General features: G+C 61.6%; 18 protein-coding genes. 17 read left to right on the forward strand and 1 reads right to left on the reverse strand.

The window, feature by feature from the left end:
• The first annotated feature begins 256 nt into the window (after window positions 1-256).
• The 17 genes from rpsB to FHS03_RS26685 all read left to right on the forward strand — a co-directional run bounded on the left by rpsB (window position 257) and on the right by FHS03_RS26685 (window position 16,866).
• Entirely contained in the window at window positions 257-1,009 is a 753-nt protein-coding gene (gene rpsB / locus FHS03_RS26605) for a 30S ribosomal protein S2 (protein WP_183443929.1), read from the forward strand.
• A 153-nt stretch (window positions 1,010-1,162) separates the two neighbouring features.
• The gene (gene tsf, locus FHS03_RS26610; protein ID WP_183443930.1) at window positions 1,163-2,077 is read left to right on the forward strand and encodes a translation elongation factor Ts; all 915 of its coding nucleotides are present in this window, start codon (window positions 1,163-1,165) and stop codon (window positions 2,075-2,077) included.
• Between the two features lie 147 nt (window positions 2,078-2,224).
• Window positions 2,225-2,941 (forward strand): UMP kinase, encoded by a 717-nt coding sequence (pyrH, locus tag FHS03_RS26615; RefSeq protein ID WP_050407450.1) that lies wholly within the window; start codon window positions 2,225-2,227, stop codon window positions 2,939-2,941.
• A gap of 29 nt (window positions 2,942-2,970) precedes the next feature.
• Window positions 2,971-3,531 (forward strand): ribosome recycling factor, encoded by a 561-nt coding sequence (gene frr / locus FHS03_RS26620; protein ID WP_050407451.1) that lies wholly within the window; start codon window positions 2,971-2,973, stop codon window positions 3,529-3,531.
• A 117-nt stretch (window positions 3,532-3,648) separates the two neighbouring features.
• Complete coding sequence (gene uppS, locus FHS03_RS26625; protein WP_050407452.1) at window positions 3,649-4,401, forward strand: polyprenyl diphosphate synthase; 753 nt, start codon at window positions 3,649-3,651, stop codon at window positions 4,399-4,401.
• Window positions 4,401-5,234 carry a phosphatidate cytidylyltransferase gene (locus tag FHS03_RS26630; protein ID WP_183443931.1) on the forward strand — a complete coding sequence of 278 codons (834 nt, stop codon included), beginning with the start codon at window positions 4,401-4,403 and terminating at the stop codon, window positions 5,232-5,234. Before uppS ends, FHS03_RS26630 begins: the two co-directional genes overlap by 1 nt.
• Before the next feature lie 8 nt (window positions 5,235-5,242).
• A complete protein-coding gene (gene ispC, locus FHS03_RS26635; protein ID WP_183443932.1) occupies window positions 5,243-6,424 on the forward strand; it encodes a 1-deoxy-D-xylulose-5-phosphate reductoisomerase in 1,182 nt (393 codons plus the stop codon).
• Window positions 6,421-7,779 carry an RIP metalloprotease RseP gene (rseP, locus tag FHS03_RS26640; RefSeq protein ID WP_183443933.1) on the forward strand — a complete coding sequence of 453 codons (1,359 nt, stop codon included), beginning with the start codon at window positions 6,421-6,423 and terminating at the stop codon, window positions 7,777-7,779. Before ispC ends, rseP begins: the two co-directional genes overlap by 4 nt.
• A gap of 64 nt (window positions 7,780-7,843) precedes the next feature.
• Window positions 7,844-10,180, forward strand: coding sequence for an outer membrane protein assembly factor BamA (bamA, locus tag FHS03_RS26645; RefSeq protein WP_183443934.1), 2,337 nt, complete (start codon window positions 7,844-7,846; stop codon window positions 10,178-10,180).
• Window positions 10,181-10,214: 34 nt separating this feature from the next.
• Window positions 10,215-10,736: an OmpH/Skp family outer membrane protein gene (locus FHS03_RS26650; protein WP_183443935.1), complete on the forward strand. Its 522-nt coding sequence runs from the start codon at window positions 10,215-10,217 to the stop codon at window positions 10,734-10,736.
• A gap of 30 nt (window positions 10,737-10,766) precedes the next feature.
• Window positions 10,767-11,822 carry a UDP-3-O-(3-hydroxymyristoyl)glucosamine N-acyltransferase gene (gene lpxD / locus FHS03_RS26655; protein ID WP_183443936.1) on the forward strand — a complete coding sequence of 352 codons (1,056 nt, stop codon included), beginning with the start codon at window positions 10,767-10,769 and terminating at the stop codon, window positions 11,820-11,822.
• Entirely contained in the window at window positions 11,819-12,301 is a 483-nt protein-coding gene (gene fabZ, locus FHS03_RS26660; protein WP_183443937.1) for a 3-hydroxyacyl-ACP dehydratase FabZ, read from the forward strand. The genes lpxD and fabZ overlap by 4 nt, the downstream gene beginning before the upstream one ends.
• Window positions 12,301-13,101 (forward strand): acyl-ACP--UDP-N-acetylglucosamine O-acyltransferase, encoded by an 801-nt coding sequence (gene lpxA, locus FHS03_RS26665; RefSeq protein WP_183443938.1) that lies wholly within the window; start codon window positions 12,301-12,303, stop codon window positions 13,099-13,101. The genes fabZ and lpxA overlap by 1 nt, the downstream gene beginning before the upstream one ends.
• Window positions 13,085-14,242, forward strand: coding sequence for a lipid-A-disaccharide synthase (lpxB, locus tag FHS03_RS26670; RefSeq protein ID WP_371871779.1), 1,158 nt, complete (start codon window positions 13,085-13,087; stop codon window positions 14,240-14,242). The genes lpxA and lpxB overlap by 17 nt, the downstream gene beginning before the upstream one ends.
• Window positions 14,239-14,859, forward strand: a complete 621-nt coding sequence (gene rnhB, locus FHS03_RS26675; RefSeq protein ID WP_183443940.1) for a ribonuclease HII — start codon at window positions 14,239-14,241, stop codon at window positions 14,857-14,859. Before lpxB ends, rnhB begins: the two co-directional genes overlap by 4 nt.
• Complete coding sequence (locus tag FHS03_RS26680) at window positions 14,856-15,641, forward strand: TrmH family RNA methyltransferase (RefSeq protein ID WP_183443941.1); 786 nt, start codon at window positions 14,856-14,858, stop codon at window positions 15,639-15,641. The genes rnhB and FHS03_RS26680 overlap by 4 nt, the downstream gene beginning before the upstream one ends.
• 31 nt (window positions 15,642-15,672) lie before the next feature.
• Window positions 15,673-16,866, forward strand: a complete 1,194-nt coding sequence (locus tag FHS03_RS26685) for an EAL domain-containing response regulator (protein WP_183443942.1) — start codon at window positions 15,673-15,675, stop codon at window positions 16,864-16,866.
• Window positions 16,867-16,966: 100 nt separating this feature from the next.
• On the opposite strand, the gene FHS03_RS26690 is transcribed toward FHS03_RS26685, so the two are convergent.
• Window positions 16,967-17,710, reverse strand: a complete 744-nt coding sequence (locus FHS03_RS26690) for a hypothetical protein (protein WP_183443943.1) — start codon at window positions 17,708-17,710, stop codon at window positions 16,967-16,969.
• Window positions 17,711-17,949 lie beyond the last annotated feature (239 nt).

Consider the following 17,949-nt stretch of genomic DNA (forward strand, 5'->3'; position numbering starts at 1 on the left):
GCCATCTCCGCTTGCCTTTTTACAATTTACTTACATCTAAGGAAATTTCATTTCTTGAAAGTAAATAATTGCATCCACGCATGGGAAAACTGCGCAAAACTTGTCGCAAACCCTTGTTTCAAGGTAGAATTTCGGGTTGCTTGAATTCCGGTTTGAGCAATGTTGTAAATCTACTTATTTATAAACCCGAATCCGCTCGACAAGGGTGCCCGCAAGGGTCACTGAACGGATTCCAGACCCAACCCTGGAGTTAAAAATGTCTGTAACGATGCGTGAAATGCTGGAAGCCGGCGTCCATTTCGGCCACCAAACCCGTTTCTGGAACCCAAAGATGGCTCCGTTCATCTTCGGCCACCGCAATAAAATTCACATCATCAACCTGGAAAAAACCATGGCGATGTACCAGGAGGCGATGAAGACCGTGCGCCAAGTGGCCGCTTCCCGTGGCACCATCCTGATGGTGGGCACCAAGCGCCAGGCTCGCGATATCATCGCTGCCGAAGCACAACGCGCCGGTGTTCCTTATGTTGACCAGCGTTGGCTGGGCGGCATGCTGACCAACTTCAAAACCATCAAAACCTCGATCAAGCGTCTGAAAGACATGGAAGCGGCGATCGAAGACGGTTCCGTTGAGAAGCTGTCCAAAAAAGAAGCCCTGATGTTCAGCCGCGAAATGGAAAAGCTGCAGAAATCCATCGGCGGCATCAAGGAAATGGGCGGCGTGCCTGACGCAATCTTCGTGGTCGACGTTGGCTACCACAAAGGCGCGATCACCGAAGCTGCAAAACTGGGCATCCCAGTGATCGGCGTGGTTGACACCAACCACTCCCCAGAAGGCGTGACCTACGTTATCCCTGGTAACGACGATTCCTCGAAAGCGATCACCCTGTACGCCCGCGGCGTGGCAGACGCAATCCTGGAAGGCCGTGCCAACGCCTCCGCTGAAGTCCTGGAAACCATCAAGACTGGCGCCGGCGACGAGTTCGTAGAAGTCAACGAACAAGCCTAAGTTCTGGTCCGCTTCCAGGCGGATTGCTGAGCTGAAAAGCGAGCATTGAAAAGGGGTGGCATCAGCTCCCCCTTTTTTTTAACGATATGCCGGATGTTGCTGGCTGCCGCAAGGCGCCGCCCCGGTTGATCCACCGAATTACAGGAGAATTACATGGCAGCGATTACTGCAGCAATGGTCGGCGAACTGCGCGCCAAAACCGACGCACCAATGATGGAATGCAAAAAAGCCCTGACCGAAGCCGATGGCGATATGGGCAAGGCAGAAGAGATTCTGCGCGTTAAGCTGGGCGGCAAAGCGTCCAAAGCGTCGGCCCGCATCACCGCTGAAGGCGTGGTGGCAGCTTACATCGCCGGCGGCGTTGGCGCCCTGGTCGAAGTGAACTCGGAAACCGACTTCGTGGCCAAGAACGACGACTTCCTGGCCCTGACCAACACCGCTGCCAAACTGGTGGCCGAGCACAACCCGGCCGACGTGGCTGCCCTGCTGGCCCTGCCGGCCGGCGACGGCAAGACCCTGGACGACGTGCGCACCGCACTGATCGGCAAGATCGGCGAGAACATGACCATTCGCCGCTTCCAGCGCTTCGAATCGAGCGCCAAGCTGGCTTCCTACCTGCACGGCACCCGCATCGGCGTGATCGTCGAGTTCGACGGCGCCGACGAGCAAGTCGGTAAAGACGTGGCGATGCACATCGCCGCCATGAAGCCGGTGGCCCTGTCCTCCGAGCAAGTGCCTGCCGAACTGATCGAGAAAGAGCGTTCGGTCGCCAAGGCCAAGGCCGAAGAAGACGCGGCCAAAGCGGCTGCCGAAGGCAAGCCAGCCCAGTCCGACGAGATCGTCGCCAAGCGCCTGGAAGGTTCCGTGCAGAAGTACCTGAAAGAAGTGTCGCTGCTGAACCAGGCTTTCGTGAAGAACGACAAGCAGTCCGTCGAGCAGATGCTGAAAGCCGCGAACGCCAGCGTGAAAGCCTTCACCATGTACGTGGTGGGCGAGGGCATCGAGAAGAAGCAGGACGACTTCGCCGCCGAAGTGGCAGCCCAGATGGCTGCCTCCAAAGGAGCGTAATCAAGAAAACGGGCCGAGAGGCCCGTTTTTTTAAGCCTTCCCCAGCCCGTGGCCGAAACGGGCTGGCGAATTTCCCGGCGGCGCGTATCATGCCGATAATATTGCCGCCGGTGTCATACCGAATAATCAATTTAGGAGCCCCAGCTCATGTCAAAACCAGCCTACAAGCGTGTCCTCCTTAAACTGTCCGGCGAAGCCCTGATGGGAGATGATGCTTACGGCATCAACCGGGGCACGATCGAGCGCATGGTGGCCGACGTGGCCGAGGTCGCGAAACTGGGTGTGGAACTGGCGGTCGTGATTGGCGGCGGCAATATCTTCCGCGGCGTGGCGCCTGGCGCCCAAGGCATGGACCGTGCCACCGCCGACTATATGGGCATGCTGGCCACCGTCATGAATGCGCTGGCCCTTGCCGACGCGATGCGCCATGTGGGCGTGACCGCGCGCGTGATGTCGGCCATCGGCATCGAACAGGTGGTGGAACCGTATGTGCGCCCGAAGGCGCTGCAGTATCTGGAAGAGGGCAAGGTGGTGGTGTTCGCCGCCGGCACCGGCAATCCCTTCTTCACCACCGATACCGCCGCCGCGCTGCGCGGCTCGGAAGTGAGCGCGGAAATCGTGCTGAAAGCCACCAAGGTCGATGGCGTGTATTCCGCCGACCCGAAAAAAGACCCGAACGCCACCCTGTTCCCGTCGATCACCTTCGACGAAGCCATCGCCAAGCACCTGCAGGTGATGGATGCCACCGCCTTCGCGCTGTGCCGCGACCAGAAACTGCCGATCAAGGTGTTCTCCATCACCAAGCCTGGCGCGCTGATGCGCGTGATTATGGGTGAAGATGAAGGTACACTGGTACACGTTTAACAATATTTGCAAGCAACAGGAGAGCAGCAATGTCCACCGCCGACATTAAAAAGAACGCGCAAGACCGCATGAACAAGTCGCTGGAAACGCTGAAAGGCGATCTGGCCAAGGTGCGCACCGGCCGCGCCCACACCGGCATTCTCGACCACGTGATGGTCGATTACTACGGCAATCCGACCCCGATCAACCAGGTGGCCAACCTGACCCTGGTCGACGCGCGCACCATCGGCGTGACGCCGTTCGAGAAGAAAATGGGCGCCGCCATCGAGAAAGCCATCCGTGAAGCCGACCTGGGCCTGAACCCGGCCGCGCAGGGCGACCTGATCCGCGTGCCGACCCCGGCCCTGACCGAAGAGCGCCGCAAGGAAATGGTCAAGCTGTGCAAGAGCGAAGCCGAAGACGGCAAGATCGCCGTGCGCAATATCCGCCGCGACGCCAATGAATCGCTGAAAAAGCTGGTCAAGGACAAAGCCATCTCGGAAGACGAAGAGCGCCGCGCCTCCGACGAAGTGCAGAAGCTGACCGACAAGTTCATCGCCGACATCGACAAGATCGTTGCCGAAAAAGAAAAAGAAGTTCTGACCGTTTAAGGTCCAAAAACCGGGGACGGACGCGGGTTTTCTGGCAAGATTGTGGAAAACCCCGGGTCTGTCCCCGGTTTTCGGTTTTTTCGGGTATGACCCACATTTACTGGCTTTAGCGTTTTCATGAAATATTCGAGTTCTACGACTGCAGTCCCTGAAGCGCCAAAAGTGCCGCGCCATGTGGCCATCATCATGGATGGCAATGGCCGCTGGGCCACCAAGCGCTTCCTGCCGCGCGTGGCCGGCCACGTCAAGGGCGTGGAAGCCGTGCGCACCGTGGTCGAGGCCTGCGCCGAGCGCGGCATCGAGTACCTGACCGTGTTCGCCTTCAGTTCCGAGAACTGGCGCCGTCCCGAAGAGGAAGTGTCGCTGCTGATGCGCCTGTTCGTCACCGCCCTCGAGCGCGAAGTGGCGAAGATGCACGCCAATAATATCCGTCTCAAGGTGGTGGGCGACTTGAGCCGCTTCGACGCCAAGCTGCAGGCGATGATCGCCGCCGCCGAGCGCAAGACCGCCGCCAACACCCGCCTGACCGTCACCGTCTGCGCCAATTACGGCGGCCGCTGGGACATCATGCAGGCCGTGGGCAAGATGGTGGCCGCCCATCCCGGCGCCAGCGATTTCAGCGAGGCGCAGCTGGCTCCGCACCTGGCCATGGCCTATGCGCCCGAGCCCGACCTGTTCATCCGCACCGGCGGCGAAGAGCGCATTTCCAATTTCCTGCTGTGGCAGCTGGCGTATACCGAGCTGTACTTCACCGATACTTACTGGCCCGACTTCACCGCCGAGCGCCTGGACGCGGCCATTGCCTCATATCAGAACCGCGAGCGGCGCTTTGGCCGCACCGGCGAACAACTGGTGGAAACGACTAACTGATGCTGAAAACACGGATTATTACCGCCCTGGTCCTGCTGGCGGTGCTGCTGCCGGCCTTGTTCCTGAACTATTTCCCGGTCTTTGCCGCCGTGCTGGCCGTGTTCTTCGCCGCCGCCGTGTGGGAAAGCTTCCGCCTGTTCGGCAACAAGCGCCCGCTGCTGGTGGCGGCCTTCTGGACCGCGGCCTTCGCCTATACCTTCCTGCATGCGGGCGGCCATAGCGCCGCCAAGTTCTGGCTCGCCCTGAGCCTGCTGGTCTGGCTGCTGCGCTTCGCACCCACGCTCAAATTCGGCCTGCCGCCGCTGGACGGCATGGGCAATGTCATGCTCAGCCTGATCTACGCCGTGACCCTGGTCGGCTGCTTCGTCGCCATCCTCACGCTGTATCTGCATTCGCCTACTTACCTGCTGTCGGCCATGGCCCTGGTGTGGATCGCCGACATCGGCGCCTACTTCGCCGGCAAGGCGTTCGGCAAGCGCAAGCTGGCGCCCAGCATCTCGCCCGGCAAATCCTGGGAAGGCGCGATCGGCGGCTGGATCGCCGTGCTGGTCCTGTCCGCGCTGAGCATCGTGCTGGCCGACAGCGTGCCGCTGCTGGCCGACACCTTCGCCGTCAAGCTGCAGGCGTCCATGGGCTGGTTCAAGGCCCTGGCCGTATTGACCGTGATCGTGATCGCCTCCGTGGTGGGCGACCTGTTTGAATCCCAGCTCAAGCGCCGCGCCGGCATGAAGGACAGCAGCACGCTGCTGCCCGGTCATGGCGGCGTGCTCGACCGCATCGACGCGCTGGTGCCGGCCTTGCCGGTGGCGGCCCTGGTCAGCGCCTGGCTCTAAGGACTCCTATGCAAAGCATTACCATACTTGGCGCAACCGGCTCCATCGGCGTTTCCACGCTGGATGTGGTGGCGCGCCATCCCGAACGCTATACCGTGTATGCGCTGACGGCGCATAGCCGCGTCGAGGAACTGGCCGCCCAGTGCGCGCAGTTCCGCCCCGTGCGCGCCGTGGTCGGCACGGCCGCCGCCGCCGCGCAACTGGACGCGCTGCTGCGCGCCAAAGGCTTGCGCACCGAAGTGGAGTGGGGCGAGCAGGCGCTGTGCGATGTTGCCAGCGCCGCCGCCGTCGACAGCGTGATGGCGGCGATCGTCGGCGCGGCCGGTCTGGCGCCGACCCTGGCCGCCGCGCGCGCCGGCAAGAAGGTGCTGCTGGCGAACAAGGAAGCGCTGGTCATGTCCGGCCAGCTCTTCATGGACGCGGTGCAGGACAGCGGCGCCGTGCTGCTGCCGATCGACAGCGAACACAATGCGATCTTCCAGTGCCTGCCGCAAGGCTATGGCCGCGTGCCGGCGGCGGCCGGCGTGAGCAAGATCCTGTTGACCGCTTCCGGCGGCCCCTTCCTCAAGCGCGCCGTCGAGACGCTCGACAGCGTGACGCCGGACGAAGCCTGCAAGCATCCGAAGTGGGTGATGGGCCGCAAGATCTCGGTCGATTCGGCCACCATGATGAACAAGGGTCTGGAAGTGATCGAAGCGCACTGGCTGTTCGGCGCGCCCGCCGACCAGATCGAGGTGGTGATCCATCCGCAGTCGGTGATCCACTCCATGGTGTCCTATAACGACGGCTCGGTGCTGGCGGAACTGGGCAACCCCGATATGCGCACGCCGATCGCGCACGCCCTGGCTTATCCGGAGCGCATCGCTTCCGGCGTGGCCCAGCTGGACCTGACCCGGATCGGCACCCTGCAATTCGAAAAACCCGACTTCCAGCGCTTCCCCTGTCTGGCCCTGGCCTTCGACGCGCTGCGCGCCGGCGGCACCGCGCCGACCCTGCTGAACGCGGCCAACGAGGTGGCGGTGCAAGCCTTCCTCGAGCAGCGCATCGGCTTCCGCCAGATCGACCGCGTGATCGCGCGCGTGATGGACGAGCTGTCGCACGGCGCCGTTTCCAGCATCGAGGCGCTGATGGCGCAGGACGCGGCGGCGCGCGCCGCCGCTGAAACCCTGATCGGCGCGCAGGCCAAATGAGCTTCCTGCAAACCCTGCTGGCTTTCGCGGTTGCGCTGGGTACGCTGATCGTCATCCATGAACTGGGCCACTATCTGGTGGCGCGCTGGTGCGGCGTGAAAGTGCTGCGCTTCTCGGTCGGCATGGGGCAGGTGGTGTGGTCGCGCCGCTTCGGTCCCGACCAGACCGAGTGGGCGGTGTCGGCCTTGCCGCTGGGCGGCTACGTGAAGATGCTGGACGGCCGCGAGCAGGATCTGCATGGCCTGCCCGAGTCCGACCTGAAACGCGAGTTCACGCGCCAGAACGTGTGGAAGCGCATCGCCATCGTGGCCGCCGGTCCGCTCGCCAACTTCCTGCTTGCCATCCTGCTGTTCGCCGGCCTGTACATGCATGGCGTGGACGAGCCTTCGACCCTGCTGGCGCCACCGGCCGCCGACACCGTGGCCGCCACCGTCGGCATCCAGGGCGGCGACCAGGTTGTCGCCATCAACGGGCAGCCGGTGCGCGGCTGGAGCGAGTTGCGCTGGGCGCTGATCCAGTCCGTGGTCGACAAGCAGGGCGCCCGCCTCGACATCGAACGCCAGGGCGAAGGCCGGCGCCAGCTCGATTTGCCCGCTTCCGCATTTTCCTCCCTCAGCCTGGAAGGCGACGTGCCGACCGCGCTGGGCATTGCAGTGGCCCGTCCGCCCGCGCTGGTGGGCCGCGTGATGGCCGAAGGCGCCGGTGCGCGCGCCGGCCTGCGCAGCGGCGACCTGATTCAGCGCGTCGATGGCGTGGCCGTGGCAGATGGCCTGGCCTTTATCGACGCGGTGCGCAAGGCGCCTGGCCGCAGCCTGCACATCGAAGGCCGGCGTGCCGGCCAGCTTTTCGCGCTGGAGTTGACGCCCGACGCCGAAACCGACGCCAAGGGCGGACAGCCTGTAACAGTCGGTAAGATCAAGGTCGAGGTGCCGATGGCGCCGGATATGATTACCGTCACTTCGGCGCCGGCGCAGGCGCTGGAAAAGGCGGTGCGCAAGGTTTGGGAAACCAGCGTGCTGACCGTGAAGATGATCGGCAAGATGATCACCGGCGAAGCGTCCTGGCGCAATGTCACCGGCCCGATCACGATCGCCGATTATGCGGGACAAACATCGCGGATAGGCGCAGTAAGCTATCTGCAGTTCATCGCCTTCATCAGTATCAGTCTTGGGGTGATGAATTTGCTACCGATTCCTGTTCTGGATGGGGGGCATTTGCTGTATTATTCGCTGGAAGTTTTAACTGGACGCCCCGTGTCCGAGCGTTTTGCCGATCTGGCGCAGCGCCTTGGTGTGGGCTTGCTGGTGGCCTTGATGGTGCTGGCCGTGTTCAACGATCTTGCCCGGCTGCTGTAAAAGCACGGCCGGCGGCATGCGTTTTGTAAATGTAGTCCACTGATTTAAGCCATTGAATTTGCCAATGAAATTATATTCTGACCGCTTTGCCTTGCCTTCCTTTCGCCGCAGCCTGATCGGCGCCGCCGCTCTGGCACTCTGCTCCGGCAGCGCGCTGGCCCTTGAACCCTTTGTCGTCAAGGATATCCGCGTGGAGGGCATCCAGCGGACGGAAGCCGGCACCGTGTTCAGCTACCTGCCGGTGCGCGTGGGCGAGACCTTCACCGAAGACAAGAGCATCAGCACCATCAAGGCGCTGTACGCGACCGGCTTCTTCAAGGACGTGAAACTGGAAGCCGACGGCGACGTGCTGGTGGTGCTGGTGGAAGAGCGTCCGGCCATCGCCAAGGTCGATTTCACGGGCACCAAGGAATTCGAGAAGGACATGCTGGTCAAGGCGCTGAAGGATATCGGCGTCGGCGAAACCAAGATCTTCGACAAGGCCTCGGTCGATCGCGCCGAGCAGGAACTCAAGCGCCAATACCTGTCGCGCGGCCTGTATGGCGTGAAAGTGACCACCACCGTCACCCCGCTGGAGCGCAACCGCGTCAGCATCACCTTCGCGGTGGACGAGGGCGAAGTGGCCAAGATCAAGCAGATCAACCTGGTAGGCAATAAGGCCTTCTCCGACAAGGAGCTGCGCGACCAGCTGGCCCTGAACACCGGCGGCTGGTTCAGCTGGTACACCAAGGCCAACCAGTATTCCAAGACCAAGCTGACCGGCGACATCGAGTCGCTCAAGTCCTACTATCTGAACCGCGGCTACGTGGAGATGCAGGTCGAATCGACCCAGGTCTCGATCACCCCGGACAAGAAGGACATCTACATCACCATCAATATCGTCGAAGGCGAGAAGTACAAAGTCTCCGACATCAAGTTCGAAGGCGAGATGTTCGGCCGCGAGGACGAGCTGCGCCAGCTGGTGCTGCTGCGCAAAGGCGATGTGTATTCGGGCGAGCGCCTGACCGCCACCAATAAGCTGATCCAGGACCGCCTGGCGACCTTCGGCTACGCCTTCGCCAACGTCAACGCCAACCCGGACATCGACCGCGAAAAACGCGAAGTGGGCTTTACCTTCTTCGTCGATCCGGGCAAGCGCGCCTATGTGCGCCACATGAATATCGCCGGCAACACCACCACCCGCGATGAAGTGATCCGCCGCGAATTCCGCCAATTCGAATCGAGCTGGTACGACGCCAACCGCGTCAAGCTGACGCGCGACCGCGTCGACCGCCTGGGTTACTTCAAGGACGTGACCATCGATACGCCGGAAGCGCAAGGCACTTCCGACCAGGTCGACGTGAACCTGACCGTGGTCGAGAAACCGACCGGCAACTTCCAGATCGGCGGCGCCTTCTCGCAAGCGGAGAAGTTCACCTTCTCGGCATCGATCCAGCAGGCCAACTTCGCCGGTTCGGGCAATACCGTGGGTATTGAGCTCAACACCAGCAAGTACAACCGCTCGATCGCGTTCTCGCACACCAATCCTTACTTCACCGACGACGGCGTGTCGCGCAGCTATGAAGTCTATCTGCGCACCTACCGCCCGCCGGCGATCAATATCGGCGGCTATTCGATCCGCCAGACCGGCGGCCGCATCAGCTTCGGCGTGCCGTTCTCGGAAGTCGATACCGTCTTCTTCGGCATCGGCCTGGAACACTCGCAAGTCGAAACCGACAGCAGCAGCCCGACCTTCTGGCGCACCTATCTGCGCAGCATCGGCGGCCCGGCCAACGGTATCGGTACCGCGTCGGCCAACTCGGTGCCGTTGACGGTGGCATGGCAGCGCGACAGCCGCGACAGCGCGCTGACCCCGACCATCGGCCAGTACCAGCGCGTGAACCTGGAGGCGGACTTCATCGGCGAATCGAAGTACGGCCGCGCGGTATATGAATACCAGTGGTTCCGCCCCCTGTTCTCCAAAGTCACGCTGGCCCTGAAGGGCGAGATTGGCCTGGGCCGCAGCTTCGGCAAGAAGCAGTACCCGGTCTTCAAGAACTTCTACGCCGGCGGCATCGGTTCGGTGCGCGGCTATGAAAGCTCCTCGCTCGGCATGCTCGATCCGCTCAGCCGCGATGCGCTGGGCGGTGCTTCGCGCCTGCTGATCAACTCCGAATTGCAGATGCCCTTCCCAGGCCAGGGCCAGGACCGCAGCTTGCGCTGGTTCGGCTTCCTGGATGGCGGCCAGGTTTACCGCGAGCGCGAAAAAATGCGCATCTCGGAACTGCGCTTCTCCACCGGCCTGGGTATCAGCTGGATTTCCCCGGTCGGTCCGCTCAAGTTGAGTTATGCTAAGCCTTTGAACGCCAAGCCGGGTGACCGCCTGGAGCGCTTCCAGTTCCAGATGGGCGCAGGTTTCTAATATCAAAGAGCAATAACAAATACTACGGAGAACCATGTTGAAGACCGCTCCCGCTACGCTGACCAAGTATTTTGCCGTGCTCGCCCTGGGACTGCTGTCCCTGGCGCCGGCATATGCCCAGTCATCCAAGATCGCCTGGCTCAGTTCCGAACGCATTTACAATGAGTCGAAACTGGCCAAGGCGGCCGGCGACAAGCTGGCGGAAGAATTCTCGCGGCGCGAAAAAGCGGTGCAGGACCTGGCCGTGCGCATGAAAACGGTGTCGGAAAAGCTGGAGAAGGATAACGCCACGCTGGCCGAGGCCGAGCGCGTCAAGCGGCAGAAGGAATACTTCGAACTGGAGAAGGAATTCCAGCGCCGCCAGCGCGAGTTCCGCGAAGACCTGAACCAACGCACCAACGAGGAGCGCGCCGCCATCGCCGAGAAGGCGACGCGCATCATCAAGCAGCTGGCGCTCACCGAAGGCTTCGACATTGTGCTGCAGGACGCCGTCTGGGCCAGCCCGCGCATCGACATTACCGACAAGGTCTTGGCCGCGCTGGACAAGGATAAGTAAACAGTTTTTAGATTGGATTGGAACACCCCGATGGGCACTCGACTAGGAGAATTGGTCGAACGCTTGGGCGGGCAGTTGGTGGGCGACCCGAACCTTGAGGTGATCGGAATCGCGCCGTTGACGGACGCCGGCGCTTCGCACATCAGCTTTCTCAGCAACAGCAAATTCCGCTCCCAGGCCGGACAAAGCCAGGCGGCGGCCATGATCGTGTCGGCCGCCGACGACGCCATCGTCGCCGAGCAGTTCCAGGGCGCGCGCATCGTCGTCAAGAACCCGTATGTCTACTTCGCCAGGGCGGCCCAGTACTTCGAGTCGCTGACGGCCATCGTGCCGCCGGCCGGCATCCACCCCAGCGCCGTGGTGCACGAGAGCGCGCGGGTCGACGCCAGCGCCCATATCGGCCCGCAGGTGACGGTGGAGGCGGGCGCCGTGGTCGGCGCGCGCGCCGTGATCGACGCCGGCTGCTATATCGGCCGCGAGGCGGTGGTCGGCGCGGATACGCACTTCTTCGCCAACGTGACCTTCCACGCGCGCTGCCGCATCGGCCAGCGCGGCATCATCCATTCGGGCGCCGTGATCGGCACCGATGGTTTCGGCTTCGCCAACGAAGGCGGCGTGTACATCAAGATTCCGCAGGTGGGCTGCGTGGTGATCGGCGACGATGTGGACATCGGCGCCAATACCACCATCGACCGCGGCGCGTTGGCCGACACCATCATCGAAGATGGCGTCAAGCTGGACAACCAGATCCAGATCGGCCATAACTGCCATATCGGCGCGCACACGGCCATGGCCGGCTGCGTCGGCGTGGCGGGCAGCGCCAAGATCGGCAAGTACTGCACCTTCGGCGGCGCGGCCATGGTGCTGGGCCACCTGACCATCGCCGACCACGTGCATGTCTCCTCGGGCAGCATGGTCTCGCGCTCCATTTTGGAAGCGGGGCAGTACACCGGCTTCTATCCGCTGGCGAAAAACAGCGAGTGGGAAAAATCCGCCGCCATCGTGCGCAACTTGTCCGCCATGCGCGACAAGATCCGCGCGCTGGAAAAAACCATTAAAACGATAACGAATCAAGACGAATCATGACTACTGAAAACAAAACCCTGGGCATCTGCGAAATCAAGGAATTCCTGCAGCACCGCTATCCGCTGCTGCTGGTGGACCGTGTGCTGAACTGGGAAGACGGCAAGAACATCACCGCCATCAAGAACGTGACCGTAAACGAAGAGTTCTTCAACGGCCACTTCCCGCACAAGCCGGTGATGCCGGGCGTGCTGATGATCGAGGCGATGGCGCAGACCGCCGCCCTGGTGTCCTTCCTGACCATGAAGATCAAGCCGGACGAGAATTCGGTGGTCCTGTTCGTGGGCATCGACAATGCGCGCTTCAAGCGCCCGGTGGTCCCTGGCGACCAGCTGCGCATGGACGTGGAAATCCTGCGCGTTTCGCGCGGTATCTGGAAATACAAGGCCGTGGGCAGCGTGGACGGCCAGGTGGCCGTGGAAGCTGATTTGATGTGCACCATCCGTAACGCCGCCGACGCGAGCCAGCCAGCGGGGCAGTAATGGCAAGCGTACACCCAAGCGCCATCGTCGATCCGAAAGCCCAGCTGGACGAGGGCGTCGAGATCGGCCCTTACTCGATCATCGGCCCCAATGTGACGATCGGCGCCGGCACCAAGGTCGGCCCGCACGTCGTCATCGAAGGCCATACCACGATCGGCAAGGACAACCAGTTCTTCCAGTTCTCGTCCATCGGCGCCGCGCCGCAGGATAAGAAGTGGAGCGGCGAGCCGACCCGCCTGGTGATCGGCGACCGCAACACCATCCGCGAATTCTGCACCTTCAACACCGGCACGGTGCAGGACAAAGGCGTGACCACGCTCGGCAACGATAACTGGATTTCGGCTTACGTCCACCTGGCGCACGACTGCACGGTGGGCAGCAATACGATCTTCTCCAACAACGCGCAGCTCGCCGGCCACGTCGAGATCGGCGACTGGGTGATCATGAGCGGCTTCGCCAACGTGCACCAGTTCTGCAAGATCGGGCCGCACGCCTTCGTCGGCATGAGCACCAGCCTGACCCAGGACGTGCCGCCTTTCGTTCTGCTGAACGGCAATCCGGCCCAGGCCCACGGCGTGAATATCGAAGGCCTGAAACGCCGCGGCTTCACGCGCGAGCAGATCAACGCCATCCGCGCCGCCTACAAGACCCTGTACCGTTCCGGCCTGACGCTGGAAGAGGCCAAGGCGGCCCTGCTGGCGCAGGAAGCCGAAGCCGACGTGGTGGCCAGCGGCGGCGACGTCCATGTGCGCGCCATGCGCGAGTTCCTGGATACGGCAAGCCGTGGCATCGTCCGCTGATCTTTCGGTCGCGGTCGTTGCTGGCGAACCGTCCGGCGACCTGCTGGCCAGCCGCCTGCTGGGCGGCCTGCGTCCGCAGCTGCCCGAGGCGCGTTTCCACGGCATCGGCGGCGCGAACATGCTGGCCCAAGGCTTCGAATCCCACTGGCCGATGGACAAGCTCACCGTGCGCGGCCTGTTCGAAATCATCCCGCGCTACCGCGAGCTGAAAGGCATCCAGAACACGCTGTGCGAGCAGCTGCTGGCCGAAAGACCGGCGGTCTTCATCGGCGCCGACTATCCGGGCTTTAACCTGGGGCTGGAGGCGCGGCTGAAGGAAGCCGGCATCCCCACCGTGCACTACATCGGGCCGCAGATCTGGGCCTGGCGCGGTGGACGCATCAAGAAAATCATCAAATCCGTGTCGCACATGCTGGTGGTGTTTCCGTTTGAGGAAGCGATCTACCAGAAGGCTGGCGTGCCGGTGACCTATGTTGGACATCCGCTGGCGGAAGTGATTCCGCTGAATCCGGACGAAGCGGGCGCGCGCCGCCAGCTTGGCCTGCCCGAGGATGCCAATGTGGTCACGCTGATGCCGGGCAGCCGCATGTCCGAACTTAAGTACAATACCGCTGCCTTTGTCGGCGCCTGCAAGCTGCTCAAGCAGCGCGACCGCTCGCTGCGCTTCATCGCGCCGATGGCGGGCGAGAAGCAGCGCCAATACTTCTTGCAACTGGTGGCCGAAGCCGGTCTGCAGGACGTCGAAATCACGCTGCTCGACGGCCAGTCGCACACCGCCATCTGCGCCGCCGACGCGGTGCTGGTGGCCTCCGGCACGGCCTCGCTGGAAGTGGCGCTGTTCAAGAAGCCCATGGTCATTGCCTACAAGATGATGCGCGCTTCCTGGGAAATCATGCGCCATATGGGCTACCAGCCCTGGATCGGCCTGCCGAACATTCTGGCGCGCGAATTCCTGGTGCCGGAGCTGCTGCAAAACGCCGCCAGCGCCGAAGCCCTGGCCGAAGCTATGTGGCAGCAGCTCAGCGATGCGCCGCACCGCCTGCGCCTGGCCCAGCGCTTTAGCGATATGCACCACAGCCTGCTGCGCAATAGCGCGGCCGAAGGTGCGGCAGCGGTCATGAAAGTGATCAATTCAAAGTGAAGAACCAACAAAACGGCCTGTTTGACGACTTGCCGGACTCGCCCGACGAAATCATCTGCGGCGTGGACGAAGCAGGGCGCGGCCCGCTGGCCGGCCCGGTGTTCGCCGCCGCCGTGATCCTGCATCCCGGCCGTCCCATCGACGGCCTGCGCGATTCGAAAAAACTGACCGAAGCCAAGCGCGACGCGCTGGCACCGCTGATCATGCAGCACGCCGTGGCCTGGGCCATTGCCGAAGCGTCGGAAGAGGAAATCGACAAGATCAACATCCTGCAGGCGAGCATGCTGGCCATGCGCCGCGCGGTCGAGGCCTTGTCCACCATCCCGACCCTGGCCCTGATCGACGGCAACCGCTGCCCGGTCATGAAGATCCAGTCCATCGCCATCGTCGACGGCGACAACAAGGTGGAAGCTATTTCGGCTGCCTCGATCCTGGCGAAGACCGCGCGCGACGCGGCGCTGGTCAAGCTGCACCTGCAGTATCCGCAATACGGCTTCGACCAGCACAAGGGCTATCCCACGGCCCTGCATCTGGAGCGCCTGCAACTGCACGGCGTATCGCCGGTGCACCGCCGCTCCTACGCGCCGGTGCGCAAGGTGCTGGAGGCGCTGCGATGAAATCGATCACCTCGCGCGACAACGCGCAATACAAGGAACTCAAGCAGCTCGCCACCAGCTCGCAGGCGCGCCGCAAGGCCGGCCGCACCCTGCTCGACGGCGTGCACCTGTGTGAGACCTGGCTGCAGCTGCGCGGCGCGCCGGAGCAGTGCATTGTCAGCGAATCGGCGCTGCACCATCCGGAAGTGGCGGCCATCGTGATGCAATTGCAGGCCCACCACGCCCACTGTCTGAGCCTGCCCGACGCGCTGTACAACGCCATCAGCCAGGTCGAACATGGCGTCGGCCTGATGTTCATGGTGGAGACGCCGCAACGCGAAACGCCGGCCGCGCTGAGCGTGAACGCCGTCCTGCTCGACAATCTGCAAGACCCCGGCAACGTCGGCTCCATCCTGCGCAGCGCAGCGGCGGCCGGCATCAAGGAAGTGTATTGCAGCCCTGGCACGGCCTTCTGCTGGTCGCCCAAGGTGCTGCGCGCCGCGATGGGCGCCCACTTCGTGCTGGATATTTTCGAAAACGTCGAACTGGCGCCGCTGCTGGAAAAGTCCCGCATCGCCACCCTGGCGACCAGCGGCTATGCCAAGCAGCGCCTGTACGACGTTGACCTGCGCCAGCCCGTGGCTTGGGTATTGGGCCATGAAGGGCAGGGCGTGTCGGACGAATTGCTGTCGCTGGCGCGCCACCAGGTGGTGATCCCGCACCTTGGCAAGGTCGAGTCGTTGAATGTTGCCGCGTGCGCGGCGGTATGCTTTTTCGAGCAAGTAAGGCAGAATCAGGCTTAATGCCCTCGCGGCGCGCGTACAGGAGCAATCCATGGATATCGCGGCTTTGCATTTTCTGGTGGCGGAAGGTGAACCGGTCCAGCGCGAACTGCTGGCCGGGATGCTGCGCCATATGGGCGCGGTACGCGTCTCGACGGTGGCGGATGGGCAGACCGCCCTGAATATGCTGGAGGGCAGCGAACCGCCCATCGACATCGCCTTGCTGGACCTGGCCCTGCCCGGCATGGACGGGCTGGAACTGATACGCCGCCTGTCCGATGCCGACAGCGCCGCCGGCCTGATCGTGGTCGGCTCGCAAAGCAGCGACCTGCTGTTCTGCGTCGAAACCATGGCCTTGGCCTACGGCGTTAATCTGCTGGGCGCCCTCGGCAAACCGCTCAGCAGCACACGCCTGCAGCCCCTGATCGCCAACTACACCACGCCCGTCGCCACGGCCAAGCCGGTGAATCTGCCGTCCTTCAGCTTCGCCGACGTGGGCCGCGGCCTGCAGGCGCGCGAATTCGATCCCTTCTTCCAGCCCAAGATCGAGCTGGAAACCGGGCAGTTAAAGGGCTTGGAGATGTTTGCGCGCTGGCGCCACCCCCAGCATGGCGTGCTCGGACCGGCCGCCTTTGTCGGCGTGCTGGAGGAGAACCGGCGCATCGATTTCCTCGACTGGAGCATGATCGAAAAATCGGTGGCCGCCTGCCGCGCGCTGCACGATCAGAACATCCCGATTTCCTTCTCGGTCAACGTCGATCCCACCACGCTGGCCCATCCCCAGTTCATCCCGCAGATGACGGCCTGCCTGGAACGCCACCGCATCCTGGCCGACTACATCACCTTCGAGATCACCGAATCGGCCGTGCTGTCCACCAACGCGCACTTCCTGGAACGCCTGCTGCGCCTGCGCATGCTGGGTTTCGGCCTGGCCATCGACGATTACGGCACCGCGCGTTCGAACCTGCAACTGCTGGCGGCCATCCCATTTTCGGAACTCAAAATTGACCGCAGCTTCGTCGATGGCGCCTCAAGAAAGCGAGCCATCGGCACTGTGCTCAAATCCTGCCTTGGCCTGGCGCGCAGCCTGGATCGGCACTCCTGCGCCGTCGGCGTCGAAACCCGCCAGGACTGGGACTTTCTGCAAGGCCTGGGCTGTACCTACGCCCAGGGCTTCTACATTGCCAGCCCAATGCCGGTGGAAGAGATTCCCGGCTGGCTGGCGGACTGGCGCCACTTCTTCTGAAAAGACTCTTTTAGCAGTTTCATTGCGAAGTTAGTAATGGTGGAACTAATAATTCGTTTTTTAAAGGGCTGATGTTGCCTTGTAACTTAAGCGAATTAAATTAATCCAAAGACTTCAAAACCTTAAATGTAATAGAAATGTTTGTGGCCCGTTCAATTTCGAAACGTGCGCCTCTATAGCCAATCGAACGTCCTTGAGCCAAGTCATATTTGAGTTCTTGAGAGAAGGCGGGGCGTGCCATGTCATCCTTAAATTCTCGATAGAGAATTGATATTGTGTTTTGAGAAACTCCGCTGTAAACTAGCTCTCTTTTAAATGAGGTACTTCCCCAACGCTCCACTGTTGTTGCTTTGTAGTCGATTGATGGATGATCATCTGCATCCGGGTTGCGCGAATTTGGATGTGGGAACCAATATACCTTTGTTGGGTTGTTAGTCTGGTTCGGAATGAATAAACCTCCTACAACTCGGCTTGTAGTGGCTCTACTGAGCAGAACCTCATTGCTTGAACGATAGAATTTTCCTTCTCTATTTTCACCTGAAAGATAGAATTTTCCAGCCCGAAATGTGACTGAGTTGAGTCCCATACGTTCACTTTTGTGAACAATATCCATTTTTGTTTCGATTGCTGGTGTTGTGGAACGGAGCGCTGTTGATACCATACTCTGGCCTACCTCTACTTCTGATCGAGCTCCTTCAGTAGGAAGTGAAACTACCTCGTCGCGTTCAGCAGTAATTGGTGAGTAAGGTACCTGTAGTAAGTTTATTGGCGCGGGTTTGCGTCCGGCGCAAGATGTTAAAAAGAAAATTGCAAGGAAAACTGGGGTGAAACGAAAGATTTTCATTGGTGCCTTTTATTTTTCTGTGATTTGTCGATTAATTAATTTTGAGATTTGTGTGATTTTATACCTTTTTGGACGAGAAAATTAGTATTCGCAAAGTTGCAAATTAAATAATATCGATCTTTGCGGATCTTAAGTCTATGTACATCTAGGGAAGCACTGATTAATTCATCAGGCGCTGCTCCGCGCGGCAGTCGGACCTGAGACAATAGCGGCATCCCCACTGTTCGCCATCGGCCATG

Source organism: Pseudoduganella violacea (assembly GCF_014191875.1).
Lineage (GTDB): Bacteria > Pseudomonadota > Gammaproteobacteria > Burkholderiales > Burkholderiaceae_D > Rugamonas > Rugamonas violacea_A.

What these genes read in the sequence shown, in the direction of transcription:
- rpsB (WP_183443929.1), top strand. Translation starts at nt 257, where the DNA reads ATGTCTGTAACGATGCGTGAAATGCTGGAAGCCGGCGTCCATTTCGGC.
- tsf (WP_183443930.1), top strand. Translation starts at nt 1,163, where the DNA reads ATGGCAGCGATTACTGCAGCAATGGTCGGCGAACTGCGCGCCAAAACC.
- pyrH (WP_050407450.1), top strand. Translation starts at nt 2,225, where the DNA reads ATGTCAAAACCAGCCTACAAGCGTGTCCTCCTTAAACTGTCCGGCGAA.
- frr (WP_050407451.1), top strand. Translation starts at nt 2,971, where the DNA reads ATGTCCACCGCCGACATTAAAAAGAACGCGCAAGACCGCATGAACAAG.
- uppS (WP_050407452.1), top strand. Translation starts at nt 3,649, where the DNA reads ATGAAATATTCGAGTTCTACGACTGCAGTCCCTGAAGCGCCAAAAGTG.
- FHS03_RS26630 (WP_183443931.1), top strand. Translation starts at nt 4,401, where the DNA reads ATGCTGAAAACACGGATTATTACCGCCCTGGTCCTGCTGGCGGTGCTG.
- ispC (WP_183443932.1), top strand. Translation starts at nt 5,243, where the DNA reads ATGCAAAGCATTACCATACTTGGCGCAACCGGCTCCATCGGCGTTTCC.
- rseP (WP_183443933.1), top strand. Translation starts at nt 6,421, where the DNA reads ATGAGCTTCCTGCAAACCCTGCTGGCTTTCGCGGTTGCGCTGGGTACG.
- bamA (WP_183443934.1), top strand. Translation starts at nt 7,844, where the DNA reads ATGAAATTATATTCTGACCGCTTTGCCTTGCCTTCCTTTCGCCGCAGC.
- FHS03_RS26650 (WP_183443935.1), top strand. Translation starts at nt 10,215, where the DNA reads ATGTTGAAGACCGCTCCCGCTACGCTGACCAAGTATTTTGCCGTGCTC.
- lpxD (WP_183443936.1), top strand. Translation starts at nt 10,767, where the DNA reads ATGGGCACTCGACTAGGAGAATTGGTCGAACGCTTGGGCGGGCAGTTG.
- fabZ (WP_183443937.1), top strand. Translation starts at nt 11,819, where the DNA reads ATGACTACTGAAAACAAAACCCTGGGCATCTGCGAAATCAAGGAATTC.
- lpxA (WP_183443938.1), top strand. Translation starts at nt 12,301, where the DNA reads ATGGCAAGCGTACACCCAAGCGCCATCGTCGATCCGAAAGCCCAGCTG.
- FHS03_RS26680 (WP_183443941.1), top strand. Translation starts at nt 14,856, where the DNA reads ATGAAATCGATCACCTCGCGCGACAACGCGCAATACAAGGAACTCAAG.
- FHS03_RS26685 (WP_183443942.1), top strand. Translation starts at nt 15,673, where the DNA reads ATGGATATCGCGGCTTTGCATTTTCTGGTGGCGGAAGGTGAACCGGTC.
- FHS03_RS26690 (WP_183443943.1), bottom strand. Translation starts at nt 17,710, where the DNA reads ATGAAAATCTTTCGTTTCACCCCAGTTTTCCTTGCAATTTTCTTTTTA.